Genomic DNA, 13,291 nt, shown 5'->3' on the forward strand with positions numbered 1-13,291 from the left:
CATTCGTCCCATTATTGAGGCCGGAATTCGCCTGCGGGTTTTAAATACGTTTAACCCCTCTCATCCCGGAAGCGAGATCGTTGGCGAAGAGCCAATGATCCTCGATGGAGTGATCAAGGCCGTGACGGCTGTGCGCAATCAGCGATTGATCACTGTTGAGGGGCGAGGTATGCTAGGCGTGCCCGGCGTAGCGGCCCGAACTTTTACCGCAGTTGCTCGAACAGGTACCAGTGTTCCTTTGATCAGCCAGGCCTCTTCGGAACAATCTATTTGCTTTGCCGTTCCGGCAGAGACAGCCACTCGCATCGTGGCCGCTCTTGAGGAAGAATTTGCCAATGAAATTAAGCGCCGGGACATTGACCGTGTGTGGGCCTCCGAGGAAGTGGTTATCCTCACCGTAGTGGGAAGTGGGATGCAACACACCCCGGGAGTGGCAGGGCGGGTTTTTGGGGCCCTGGGTGCTCAAGGAGTCAATGTCATCGCCATTGCTCAGGGCTCCTCGGAAGTATCTATAAGCCTGGTTGTGAAGGCTGAGGATCTGCAGATTGGTCTGCGGGCTTTGCATAACCTAATTAAAATCTAAAGGTGCAGGTGAATTATGGAACCCATCCCGGTGGCTATCTTGGGCGCTACAGGTGTAGTAGGACAGCGGTTTGTCCAACTTTTGGATGGACATCCCTGGTTTAAAGTGACCACCTTGTGTGCTTCGGATCGTTCGGTAGGTAAGGCTTATAAGGAGGGTTGCCGTTGGCTGCTGGATAGCCCGATGCCGGCTTGGGCTGCCTCGATGATCTTGCAGCCAACAACGGCTGAGGTTGTGCATGAACCCATTGCATTTTCAGCGCTACCCGCTGAAGTTGCTCGAGAGGTAGAGCCCTTGCTGGCTCAGAAGGGATGCGTGGTGTGTTCCAATGCCTCTGCTCATCGCATGGAAGAAGATGTTCCCCTGCTCTTGCCAGAGGTCAACGCCGAGCACATTGAGCTGATCCGCTGGCAACGAGAGCAACGGGGTTGGCGTGGGGCCATCGTGACGAACCCGAACTGCACTAGTACGGGTATGACGGTCATATTGAAGGCTTTGGATCAGGCGTTTGGTGTGAAACGGGCGATTGCGGTCTCCATGCAGGCGCTTTCTGGGGCCGGGTATCCTGGGGTGGCCTCTCTGGAAATTATGGATAACGTAATTCCTTTCATCCGGGGTGAGGAAGAGAAAGTAGCTTGGGAACCACGAAAGATGTTGGGCGCGCTACGAGATGGTCGGGTAGTCTTACATCCGGTGGTAATCTCAGCACAGACCAATCGGGTTGCTGTATTGGATGGGCATATGGTTTGCCTGACGGTTGAATGCAAGACTCGGCCTACGCCTGAAGACGCGATCCGAGTGCTTGAAGCCTATGCGGTCCCCGAACCCATTGCTGGTTTGCCTTCCACACCACGCCCACCTGTTGTGGTGCGCTTGGAGGATGACCGCCCGCAGCCACGTTTGGATCGTATGTCCGGGCGAGGAATGAGCACCGTAGTGGGGCGTATCCGCGCTGATGAGGTGTTGGATTTAAAGATGGTGGTATTATCTCATAATACAATTCGAGGAGCGGCAGGGGCGTCGATTTACAACGCAGAGTTAGTTGTACGGGCTGGTTTATTAGCCTGAGGAGGATCCTATGAGTGATAGGTTGATTCAAGTCAAGAAAGATCAAGTAGTGAGCCAGGGGGTTGGCTGGCAGGTTTTTAATCCGCCTCCGGAAGTCGCTGAATTACTTTCTGCAGCGCCAAAAGTTACTGTGGGGACATCGATTGAGATGCTAATTGATCTAGCCTGCGGTGGGCCAGAAAGCAATTACTATGAGGTGGCATATGAAGTGCCGGGTAAAGGGCGCTATGTTGAGGCTACGGTGGCACGAGTACGAAATGGGGTCGTGGTGAATTACACTGAACCCTATATGCGCCGCCGCGACCCTGATTCCTTGGTGGTGGGCGATGATCGCCCCACAGATCAGCCGCGCTTTAGGGAGCGCTTTGGACAGGAATTCGCTCCTATACGGCAGGAGGCCCTAGACTGGCTAAGGACTCAGGAATTGGCGGTGTTTGGTTTCATCGCTGGGCGACCAGGGATGGGGCCAGATGCGTTAGCGGTGGTGCCGGCAAATGCAGGCTTCTTTGCCCTGGCGCTGGCTATGCTTCAAGGAATTATCCCCCCGGAACAATTACCCGCAGGTTTTAGACCCCGCGTCATTGTGTTTGGTGTGCCAACTTTCCGCCACCTCTACTTTGGCGGAAAGCAGGTGGTCGTGCATTATCGGGGAGATAAGGTTTATGAGATTTTTTCGTTCAATCTATATCCAGGTCCAAGTGCCAAGAAGGGGATTTACGGAGTGCTTATCGAAAGTGGTGAGCGCGAAGGATGGGTAGCCCCCCATTGTTCAACGGTTCAGGTGATCACCCCTTATGATAATGTATTGACCATTATGCATGAAGGAGCCAGTGGGGGGGGCAAGAGCGAAATGCTTGAACAGGTTCATCGCGAGCCAGATGGTCGCTTGCTTCTGGGTGAGAATCTGGTAACAGGCGAGCGGCGCTATTTGCAAATTCCGCGTACTTGCGAACTCAACCCGGTTTGCGATGACATGGCGCTGTGTCATCCCTCGATTCAGCAACCTAACGGTAAGTTACGCCTGATAGATGCCGAACGTGCTTGGTTTGTGCGGGTTAATCACATTGATCGCTATGGGGTGGATCCTTACCTAGAACGGCTGACGGCCCAGCCCAGTAAGCCTTTGCTTTTCTTGAACATTGACGCTGTGCCTGGAAGTCGTGCTCTGATCTGGGAGCATATCTTAGATGCACCGGGGAAGCCTTGCCCTAATCCACGTGTGGTTGTGCCACGTGAGATCATCCCAAACGTGGTGGATGGAGTTGTGGCAGTGGATGTGCGCTCTTTCGGGGTGCGTACACCCCCATGCACGCGTGAGCGCCCTAGTTATGGAATCATTGGCCTATTTCATCTTCTCCCGCCTGCCCTCGCCTGGTTATGGCGGTTGGTAGCACCGCGGGGGCATGAGAACCCGAGCATTGTGGATAGCCAGGGAATGAGTAGCGAGGGGGTTGGTTCTTATTGGCCTTTTGCCCCTGGGCGAAGAGTTGCTCAGGCCAACTTGCTTCTAGAACAAATTCTCAAGTATCCGCGCACGCGACATGTGTTGATTCCCAATCAGCATATTGGTGCCTGGCGGGTGGGGTTTATGCCCCAATGGATTGCCCGTGAGTACCTGGCTCGTCGGGGGAGTGCGCGCTTCCGTAGCGACCAAATCCGCCCGTCACGATGTACTCTTTTAGGATATGCCATGCACACCCTTCATGTGGAAGGTCAACAAATTCCGCGCTGGTTCCTGCAAGTGGATACGCAGCCGGAAGTAGGGACTGAGGGTTATGACCAAGGAGCAAAAATTCTTGAAAATTTCTTCCGTCGTTGCCTGCAAGACTTCCTCAAACCTGACCTAGATCCTCTGGGGCGTCAGATCATTCAGTGCTGCCTGGATGGTGGTTCGCTAGACGATTACTTGCAGTTGACTCCTATGGAATGAGCCGGTTGGGTTAGTTTGTTCGCATTGCGATGTATTGCAATCACCCGAGATCCACGCACGCGGGTCTCGGGTGTTTCGTATCAAATGTCATGAAAAAGTTGTTAACAACTTCATAAGAGGGGTTTTACATTCACTGATTCAGAACGGTGGTAAACTCAGTGTAGTTTAGGCGGTTTTTGGATCAGGATGGTTTGAGTGAAGCAGAATCCAGCTAAAGATCCACCCGTTTGGGGAAACTGCCTGTTTCTTTTTAATCCCTCAATATTTTCTCATAAGGAGGTTCTATGAAGAGAATACGCTTTTTCCAACTTGCCCTGGGCGTTCTGATGGTCCTGGCAATGGCGCTGACGGCTTGCCAACCGGCGGCAACGCCTACACCAGAGCCCACTCAGCCCCCTGCACAGGCGGAGATGCCCACCACGCCCCCTCCTCAGCCTACGGCGACCCCAGAACCCACAGCAGTGCCGTTGGGGAGTCCTGAAAACCCACTTATCATGGCGTTAGCGCCTTCTGCTACGGCGCAGGAATTAATTGCCAGTGGTGAAGCCATTGCCAAACAACTCTCTGAGCTGACGGGCTACACCATCAAGACGACCGTCCCGAACTCTTACGGTGCTCTGGTGGAGGCTATGGGAGCGGGCAATGCTCACATTGGATGGTTGCCACCGTTTGCCTATGTAGTGGCTCATCAGAAAGGCTATGCCGATGTGGGGTTGATCACGTTGCGTTTTGGTGCCGATCATTATGGCTCTCAGTTCATCGCCCATGTGGATAGTGGCTTTACTCCATATTTTGATCCCCAAACTAATCAGAATACCGCTGATGCGGCGACTGCTTTGGCACAATTTGAAGACAAGAAGCCGTGCTGGACAGATCCGCTTTCTTCTTCGGGGTACGTTATCCCGGTGGGTTTCTTGAACAAGTATGGGATCAAGACTAAGGCTGCTGCGTTTGTCCAGGGACATCCCACAGTAGTCCGAGCACTCTATGCAAAGGGCATCTGCGATTTTGGGGCTACCTTCATTGATGCACGCACATCTTCTGCGCTGCAGAAAGACCTGCCAGATGTGATGGATAAGATTGTGGTGATTTGGCGCACGGATCCGATTATCCCGAATGATAACGTTTCCTATGCCTCCACGGTGCCCGAAGACATGCGGGCGAAGCTTAACGAGGCCTTCCTAAAGCTCGCCGAGACCGAGGAAGGCAAGGCAGCCCTTAAAGCGGTCTACCAAATCGAAGGGCTCAAGGTTGTGGATGATACTTTCTATGACGAGTTTCGGGTCTACCTTGAGGCTTCGGGGGTAGATGTAACCTCTTTGGTGAAATAAGCCAGAAGGCAACCAGGGGGTGGGGGAAATTCTTTCTCCTGCCCCCTGACTGTCCTGTCGCCATTAATTTGCACAGAGGAGCGCCTGTGTTACGTGTTGAACACCTTACCAAGGTTTATCCCAACGGAACCGTGGCATTGCGTGATATAAGTTTCGAGGTGTCGGATGGAGAGTTTCTTGTAGTAATTGGGCTATCTGGTTCGGGCAAGTCCACGCTCCTCCGTTGTATAAACCGGCTGATCGAACCTACTTCTGGCAAAATTTACTGGAATGACATTGACATCACCAATGCTTCACCGAGTGAAGTGCGCCGGATTCGGCGTCAAATTGGGATGATCTTCCAGCAGTTTAATCTGGTCAAACGATCCAGTGTGCTCACAAATGTTCTAAGCGGGCGTTTGGGGTATGCTAATCCATGGTTATCTTTGTTGGGCGTATGGCCGGCGGAAGATCGGCAGAAAGCGCTTCGTGCTCTGGAACGAGTTGGTATCGCCGACAAGGCGAATCAGCGGGCAGATACCCTTTCAGGTGGTCAGCAACAACGTGTTGGGATTGCCCGTGCTTTGATGCAGGATCCGCGTTTGCTGTTAGCCGATGAACCTGTTGCCAGTTTAGATCCGGTTCTTGCGCACAGCATTCTGCAATACCTAGAACAATTGAACAAAGAAGGGGTTACCATTATTTGCAGTTTGCACTTTTTGGACCTTGTTCATCGTTACGCCACCCGCGTGATTGGTTTGAAGGATGGGGTGAAGGTTTTTGATGGACTGCCAACCGAGATTGATCGTGCTCGTTTCAAAGAAATTTATGGAGAGGAAGCCCAGGAGGTTCGGGCTGCCAGTTTGTAATTCTTGCTTGTAAAGGAACCTATGGATAAGGCTGAACAACAGCCCACCAAGATTGTAATTGCTCTACTTTCGTTGTTGTTGCCGGGGCTGGGTCAAGTCCTGCAACGAGATTGGAAACGCGGATTGAGCGTTTTCTTGGCGATTGCCACTGCGTTGGCGACAGTAACCTGGTATGGAAAACGTGGTTGGTATATTGCGGTTATCTTCCTATGGTTGTGGAACGTGTGGGATGCCCTCAAAATGCCTCGGGGAGCCCCGGTGGTCCTTGCAGTTCTACTGTGGTTGGGAATGGCCTATGGAATTGGCTGGCAAGTGACCCAAGTTAACCCGATGGCACTGTTTACCAATACCGAGCGGGCGCAGTCGATTATTCGTCCCATGCTTCAGCCGGATTTTTTTACTGCGCGTAAGGAGAAGCATGAGGGCTGGGTAGAGGTTCAGGTACCGTGTTCTGCAACCCCGCCCAGAGCTGAGAAAACGGTGGAAGAAATTCATATCCGAGTGCAGCCGGATTGCGGGAACCTTAATGAAACCTTGATCGTAACTGCTGATGGGTTGTGGCCCAGTGCTCCAACAGAAATCACCTGGATGACCCCGATTGGGGATGTGAAGCTCCTGGGACCGGGGAATAATCAGATGCTTGTGGTGGAAACTGATAATGAAGGCCGTCTGAGCGCTGTAATTCAGGTGCCTGGAAGCGCACTGGCAGCTGCTCCTGACCCAACCCTTCCTTTGCCTCACCGCGTCTATCTTACTCAAACTCGTCCAATTGGGGGGATGACCCTCTCAACGAATGGACAATATGTTATCAGGGGAATCTACGAAACCCTGGCGCTGGCGCTTCTTTCTACTTTGATTGGCGCTATTATGGCCATTCCGTTAGGTTTCATGGCCGCACGCAACCTGATGGGCGGGCATCCGCTTCTAGTGGGGGTATATGTGGTGGTGCGCACAGTCTTAAATATAGTTCGTTCTATCGAATCCCTTATCCTGGCAATTATCTTTGTAATTATTGTGGGGTTGGGCCCCTTTCCAGGGATGTTGGCACTGGCTATTCACACAACAGCGGCTTTGGGCAAGCTCTACTCTGAGGTGATTGAGGCGATTGACCCCGGCCCCATTGAAGCGATTCGGGCAACTGGTGCGAATAATTTGCAGGTTATTCGTTATGCGGTCATTCCCCAAATCATTCCACCGTTTACTGCACTGACCATATATCGTTGGGATATTAATGTGCGCTCTTCCACAATCATTGGGTTTGTCGGGGGTGGCGGGATTGGCTTTTTCCTCTACCAATGGATTTTGATTGGAGATTTCAGAGCCGTAAGCGCTTCGTTTATTGCCATTGCAGCCGTTGTCATGATCTTGGATTTCTTTAGCGCCAAACTCCGCGAGCGGTTAGTATGATGATGAAGAATGCGGATCACTTAATGCGATTGCGTCGTGTTTTCACTCAAGTGATCGGGATTGTTGTTATTGCATTAGCCCTGTATGCCAGTGTTCAGGTAACGCAGCCGGATTTTGTTAAATTAGTCATAGCAGCGCCTAAAGCACGCCAGGTATTGCGTGAACTCTTAGCGCCTGACTTGTTTACCCGTGAATCGGAAGTAATGACAGTTGGGGTTGCCTTGCCGGTTCCCTGTGACAGTGCGCCGGAAGATCAAAAGGCGATCACCGGCCCAAGGTTAGAGGTGGCGCCTGGCTGTGCAGCGGAGCGTGAGACTGTGTTGGTGCGCGGCAGAGAATTGGGCAAGGGAGTGCCAGTTGCCTTGCGTTGGCGCTTGCCCGATGGGAATACACTGGGTATTCAACGGCTGGTTACCGATGCAAAGGGCAATTTTGAAGTCCGGGTGCAAGTGCGCCCCATTGTTGCCACGAAAGGTGGTCAACCAGCACGTATTGAAGCGGAAGTGACTCTGCCAGGTGGACGGCTAGCTCCTTCGCAAGCCTTGAGGGACGTAATCGATGCCATGTTCGTGACGGTTTTTATGGCGTTATTGGCCACCACACTGGGAACTTTCCTGGCTGTTCCGCTCAGTTTTCTAGCGGCTTCCAACATTACCCGACGAGGTCGTTTGGGTGCCCTAGTGTATTATTTGGTGCGCACGTTTTTAAATCTGATTCGATCGTATGAACCCCTGGTTATGGCAACCATTTTCGCGCTGATTGTGGGTTTTGGTAGTCCGTTTGCTGGCATTCTGGCCCTAGTGGTCGTTACAACGGCTTCACTGGGCAAGATGTTTTCAGAGTCCATCGAGAGCATAGATACAGGGCCCATTGAAGCCATCTCCGCCACGGGGGCGAACCGGGCTCAGGTCATTATGTATGGGGTAGTACCCCAGATCCTGCCTGATTTCCTCTCGTTTACCATTTATCATTGGGATATCAATGTGCGCATTTCTACCATTATTGGCTTTGTGGGCGGCGGCGGCATTGGGGATTATCTTTCCAAGCGGATTAATGCCTTTGAATATAGCAAGGCTGGCACAGCTCTGCTGGCAATCATCCTCGTGGTATGGGCCTTGGACTTTTTGAGCGCTCAGATTCGCAAGAAACTCGTTTAGAGCGTGTGCTGGCGAATAAACTCTAGGGTTAGGTGGGCAACCCGGTCAAAATCGTGGTCAATCAACACGCAATGGCGCGAGTTTTCCAGCCATATCAGGCGCTTTTGCGAAGAACCTAGTGAATGGTATAAGCTTTCGGCACCTGCTGGGTCGATGGTACGATCCAGACGCCCCTGGAAAATAAGGACTGGTTGGGTGATGTGGGGTGCCTCTCGACGCACCATCTGTTGTAACTTCAGGAGTTGGGCTGCGGCGCGAAGGGGAACAACCCCATAACCCTGCCAGGGATAGGGTTCTTCCTCTTGGTCTTTGGTGTAAGTTTTAGGGAAAACCCGGACAATCAGCGAAAGCCATCGCGTTCGCCACAAGCCTGGCACATGATAAGCAGGAGCGTATAGCAAGAGCCCGCGTGCACCAGGGTACTGGCGAGCAAGTAGCACGGCCAATAGTCCCCCCATCGATTCGCCGCCGATAAAGACGTACCGGCAAGCTTGGCTTAAGGATTGAAGGGTTGAAGCAGCGCTACTAAGCCAGTCACTCCAGCGGGTGCGGTTGGTCTCAAAAGGATTAGTCCCATGTCCCGGTAGCAGCGGTGCAGCAACGGTAATCCCTTGTTGGTGTAGAAAACGAGCCAGAGGCTGTACCTCTACGGTCGTAGCAGTAAATCCATGGATCAAGAGAACCCCAATTTCACCACCTGGCCAGAAAAAGGATCTTCCGTTCAAATGAGGATTGATGAACCAATGCGTTGCAGGGGATGGTCTCATGTTGATTGGCTTATAGGGAGGGTGTGGGTAGCATAAGGCAAAATGGCTATTCTGGGATTTGTACCCACTATATTATAGGCGATTTCCAGAGCTGTCTCTAAATCAGGTGCATAGGTGAGCAGGCATTTCTCAACCAGAGAGCGGGGCATCTCTGAAACCAGGAGGATTGAATTACGCGCCACCTGACGGGCAATCTGAAAGGCTTTGTGGGGTCCGAGGCGAAAACCTGTCCGTTCAAATTTCTCTAACGCCTGCTGATAATTGCTCACACCTTCTAAAAAGGCTTCCAACCCGGGGTGTCCACTTCCTTCCGGACAGGCCGCACACAAAATGATAACCCCACCTGGACGAGCAAACATGGTTGCGTGGGTTAGGGCTTTTTGGGCTTGATAGAGATTAACGTCTTTGGGGTGTCCGCCTGCTGAAGCAATCACTAGATCATAATCTGTGTGGGCTTTGACCATGTACACATTTTGCACAAGAGGAATCCCCTTCCGCATGACTTGATAGGGATCGCCCGCCAGGACGTGTACTACTTGGTGTGCTTCGTTGAGAATGGTGTTCAGAACGAAATGAAGTCCCATCATGCGGCCGATTTCTTCGACATCCTGGCGCATGGGATTATCCATAAAGGTCCCCGCCCGGGCGTTGGGATGAATGAGCATCTGGTGGTTGCGGGTGATGGTTTCTAGCCCAGCAAGACCAATTGCGACCGTCTTTGCTCCACCTGAATAACCCATAAAGTGATGGGGTTCAATATTCCCAAGGGCAATCCGAAACTCGGCAGTATAGAAAAAGCGGTTGACGTAAACGGGCGTGCCACGTGAGGTATGACCTAAGAAGATTAGGTTCTCGCTATCTGTAGCACTATGGCTAAGAACATGATAAGTTCGGAGAATATCGCTTGGGATGAATGCTTCAAGGGATGCAGGGTCTACAGGCTTGTGAGTACCAGTAGCAATAAGAAACACAATTTCTTCCGGTTTGATACCCATTTGACCAAGTGCTTCTAGCAGGGGGGGCAGCAGGATATGAAGTGGCAGTGGACGAGTGGAATCGTTGATGGCAATGGCTACTGAAGTAGGGCGAGGAATGTCCCTTAGCGGGGGATGGCCGATGGGATTGGCGATTGCATGATAAATAGCCTGCTCGGGATCCGGATGAGGCACTTGATGGTGCGGCAAAATCAGGTCTGCCTGCAGGTTGGGTGGTAACCTCAGGACCAAGGAGGTTTTTCCAAAGGGGAGTTCCCAATGAAGGTGCATAAGGTTGAATGGACTCACGATGGATTGCTAGCCGAAATTGTATCATTGTTGTTTTAATTCAGGCGAAACGTATGCTTCGCTTTTGCCTCACTGGATGTGTGTAAATGCCACAAGAGGGTTACTTCACGCCGATAGAGGCGTTTCAACTTGCTTAACAAGTGGGCACTGGTTTCAGCCTCGAGTAAATCCTGTTTTTCGATGAGTGGAATTTGGAGCAGCGAAGCCGCAATATAAAGCAAAGGTAACGAGTCATGGGGTAGGGTGAACATTTCCAATGGCAGAGTCTCGCTTGCAACCTCCTTGAGGATTTTCAGATAAGCTCTAATCCAGGGGCGTAGGTGCTTTACTTCCCGAGTCACACTCAAGGTTTGGGGTTCCTCCATTGGTAAGATCTCCACCTTTGCTCTTAAGAAGGGGCCGCTGCGATCTAAAGTCAAGATGCGAAACCGTTCTTCACCTATGGCCAGAAGGTTCATACGGCCATCGGGAAGGTGTTCAACCTTCGCAATGTTGGCCGTGCAACCGACAAGGTGGGGTTCGGGCAAGGGCCCCAATGCCTCAACGCCTTGTTTGATCAATACGACTCCGAAGGGCGTGTTATGCTGTATTGCGTCGTGGATCATCAGGCGATAACGGGGCTCGAAGATGTGCAAGGGCAAGGGGGTACCCGGAAATAGCACTGTGTGCAGAGGAAAAATGGATAATTCGCGCATTGGTTGGATAATTTTAAGCCCCACATGCTAATGTGGGGCTGTATTTATAAACTATAAGACCGGGATTATTCTTTCATGGATCAGGTCGTCTAAATTGTTCGCGCCACGTCTTGGCTTGCTCAACTTGCTGGCGAAGGCTTTGTTCATAGGGCGGATAGGCAATGCCAACCTCGGTAATGATGGCAGTAATGTATTGCGCAGGGGTCACGTCAAAGGCGGGGTTATAGGCGGTTGCTCCCAAAGGAGCGATTTGATGACCATCCACAGCGATGATTTCCTCCTCAGAACGTTCCTCAATTGGGATGGCGTCGCCATTCGGGAGGGAAAGATCAATTGTAGAGGTCGGAGCGGCGACGTAAAGAGGAACCCCATGTGCACGGGCGGCTAGAGCCAGATTGTAGGTGCCAATTTTGTTGGCGGTATCCCCATTGGCTGCTACTCGATCGCATCCTACCACAACCGCATCTACTTTGCGGGTGCGCATCACAAATCCTGACGCGCCGTCTACAATGATTTGGAAAGGGATGCCTAACTGCTGGAGTTCCCAAGCGGTAAGGCGCGCCCCTTGCAGACGGGGGCGGGTTTCATCCACATACACGAAGACCTCATGACCGTGTTCATGGGCTGTGCGGATAATTCCTAGCGCCGTGCCATAATCCACTGTGGCCAGAGCGCCTGTGTTGCAATGATGAATAAAAGTGACTTTAGGAGGGAGCAACGGTAGCGCATTTAACCCGATCTGACGGTTGGTGCGAATGTCTTCATCGGCTATGGTGTGGGCCTCGTTCAAAACGGCTTCAAAGATTTGGGCCGGATTACTTGTAGATAGAGCGTTGACGCGCGATAAGATGCGATCCACAGCCCAAGCCAGGTTGACAGCTGTGGGGCGGGAAGCTTTCAAAAGGGTAGCGGCTTTTTCGAGATGCGTGCGCAGTTCTTCTGGGGTTTTACTTGGGCTGTGTAGGGCAGCTAATGCCATTCCATACGCAGCCGTTGCACCAATTGCGGGGGCTCCCCGCACGGTCATGTTGCGGATGGCTTCGGCCACTTCTTCCACCCGGCTCAAGGTCACATAATGAACCGTGTGGGGAAGCAGGCGCTGATCGAGAAGCACCAGCGTATTATCGCGCCATTCTAGGGTGCGGTAGGGGGCCATAGGCTAACCTCGATGCCGAAAATGTGGGGGAAATTATAGCCGATTTTGCGGGATCAATCTGGAAAATTGCCTCTCTGTTTGGTTTGACACACTGGCAAAGCACCTGTATGCTTTTTATGGTTGTTAATTTGTTGGAATCGGTATAACTTGTTTGTTACAACAGCGGGCACCTATTAGGGGGACTGAAAAGGCAGCTTTCTGTTGTTCAATGGCACAAAAATTCAAATCAATAAGGAGGATAATTATGTTTGGCAAGCGGTTCTGGTTAAGGTTGGTGCCCGTTTGGATAGTGCTCGCTTTTATGGGGGGCTTTTTTGTGCATGCCTCGGCGAGTGGGGAGATGCAGGAGCCGCCAGTGACCTTTACTTACCAGGGGCAATTGCAAGAGGATGGTCAGTTGGCTGAAGGCAGTTATGATTTCCGTTTTCGCCTCTATCCAGCGGGAGAGGGAGGTGATCCATTAGGAGAAGTGATACAACCTGCCGTGTCAGTAAACCAGGGACGGTTTAGCGTCATGCTCACATTCACACGTGAGGCGTTGAACGCTGGACCAGGGTACTTGGAGATCGCGGTGCGACCTGGTGGGAGTAACATTGATTTTACGCCCCTCTCTCCTCGTCAGGCATTGACCCGGGTACCATACGCTTGGCAAGCGGATCAGGCGCTGGTTGCAGACCGGGCAACGACAGCGGCTCGGGCCGAGGCGGTGCCATGGGGTGGAATCAGCGGGAAACCCGCAGGCTTGGAAGATGGAGATAATGATACAACTTACAGTGCAGGAAGCGGTTTGACGCTAAATGGGACAACCTTTGCGCTGGATACCAATGTCTTGGATGATCGTTACTGGCATCTCGGTGGTAATGAGCTGAGTTCGGCGGGTGCCAAGATTGGCAGTACTAACACCCAGTCTTGGGGATTGATGGTTAACAGCGTTGAGGCGCTTGTCCTGAGTAGCGATGGTGGGGAGCAGGCTACTGTTAATTTCACCCGAAACGCGGGTGGGGAGAGGACCATCGAAATTGGTGACCGCTACCGGGATAACGGCATTGTGGCTTGGGGACAGGTT

At 52.1% G+C, this 13,291-nt stretch carries 11 protein-coding genes and 1 pseudogene; 8 read left to right on the forward strand and 4 right to left on the reverse strand.

Annotated elements, in window-relative coordinates:
- From Q0721_RS12195 to phnE (Q0721_RS12225), 7 genes are all read left to right on the forward strand, one after another.
- Positions 1 to 583, forward strand: a 583-nt coding sequence (locus tag Q0721_RS12195; RefSeq protein ID WP_299030437.1) for an ACT domain-containing protein, incomplete at its 5' end; no start/stop codon positions are given.
- A gap of 15 nt (positions 584 to 598) precedes the next feature.
- Entirely contained in the window at positions 599 to 1,651 is a 1,053-nt protein-coding gene (asd, locus tag Q0721_RS12200) for an aspartate-semialdehyde dehydrogenase (protein ID WP_299030440.1), read from the forward strand.
- Positions 1,652 to 1,661: 10 nt separating this feature from the next.
- The gene (locus tag Q0721_RS12205) at positions 1,662 to 3,581 is read left to right on the forward strand and encodes a DUF4914 family protein (RefSeq protein ID WP_299030443.1); all 1,920 of its coding nucleotides are present in this window, start codon (positions 1,662 to 1,664) and stop codon (positions 3,579 to 3,581) included.
- Between the two features lie 284 nt (positions 3,582 to 3,865).
- Positions 3,866 to 4,912, forward strand: coding sequence for a phosphate/phosphite/phosphonate ABC transporter substrate-binding protein (gene phnD, locus Q0721_RS12210; RefSeq protein WP_299030446.1), 1,047 nt, complete (start codon positions 3,866 to 3,868; stop codon positions 4,910 to 4,912).
- Between the two features lie 86 nt (positions 4,913 to 4,998).
- Positions 4,999 to 5,760 (forward strand): phosphonate ABC transporter ATP-binding protein, encoded by a 762-nt coding sequence (gene phnC, locus Q0721_RS12215; protein ID WP_299030449.1) that lies wholly within the window; start codon positions 4,999 to 5,001, stop codon positions 5,758 to 5,760.
- Positions 5,761 to 5,781: 21 nt separating this feature from the next.
- Positions 5,782 to 7,167: a phosphonate ABC transporter, permease protein PhnE gene (phnE, locus tag Q0721_RS12220; RefSeq protein WP_299030451.1), complete on the forward strand. Its 1,386-nt coding sequence runs from the start codon at positions 5,782 to 5,784 to the stop codon at positions 7,165 to 7,167.
- Positions 7,164 to 8,324, forward strand: coding sequence for a phosphonate ABC transporter, permease protein PhnE (phnE, locus tag Q0721_RS12225; RefSeq protein WP_299030453.1), 1,161 nt, complete (start codon positions 7,164 to 7,166; stop codon positions 8,322 to 8,324). Before phnE (Q0721_RS12220) ends, phnE (Q0721_RS12225) begins: the two co-directional genes overlap by 4 nt.
- Here phnE (Q0721_RS12225) and Q0721_RS12230 read toward each other — a convergent pair.
- From Q0721_RS12230 to mtnA, 4 genes are all read right to left on the reverse strand, one after another.
- Positions 8,321 to 9,091, reverse strand: coding sequence for an alpha/beta fold hydrolase (locus Q0721_RS12230; protein WP_299030455.1), 771 nt, complete (start codon positions 9,089 to 9,091; stop codon positions 8,321 to 8,323). The genes phnE (Q0721_RS12225) and Q0721_RS12230 overlap by 4 nt on opposite strands.
- Positions 9,088 to 10,356 (reverse strand): nickel-dependent lactate racemase, encoded by a 1,269-nt coding sequence (gene larA, locus Q0721_RS12235; protein ID WP_299030458.1) that lies wholly within the window; start codon positions 10,354 to 10,356, stop codon positions 9,088 to 9,090. The genes Q0721_RS12230 and larA overlap by 4 nt, the downstream gene beginning before the upstream one ends.
- Positions 10,357 to 10,409: 53 nt before the next feature.
- Entirely contained in the window at positions 10,410 to 11,069 is a 660-nt protein-coding gene (locus tag Q0721_RS12240) for an LON peptidase substrate-binding domain-containing protein (RefSeq protein ID WP_299030461.1), read from the reverse strand.
- 73 nt (positions 11,070 to 11,142) lie between these two features.
- On the reverse strand, positions 11,143 to 12,225 hold the full coding sequence (gene mtnA, locus Q0721_RS12245; RefSeq protein WP_299030464.1) for an S-methyl-5-thioribose-1-phosphate isomerase: 1,083 nt from the start codon (positions 12,223 to 12,225) through the stop codon (positions 11,143 to 11,145).
- Between the two features lie 244 nt (positions 12,226 to 12,469).
- Between mtnA and Q0721_RS12250 the strand changes: the two are divergent.
- Positions 12,470 to 13,291 (forward strand): annotated as a pseudogene (locus Q0721_RS12250) (hypothetical protein); the annotation flags it as partial.

Source organism: uncultured Thermanaerothrix sp. (assembly GCF_938028735.1).
Classification (GTDB): Bacteria; Chloroflexota; Anaerolineae; order Anaerolineales; family Anaerolineaceae; genus Thermanaerothrix.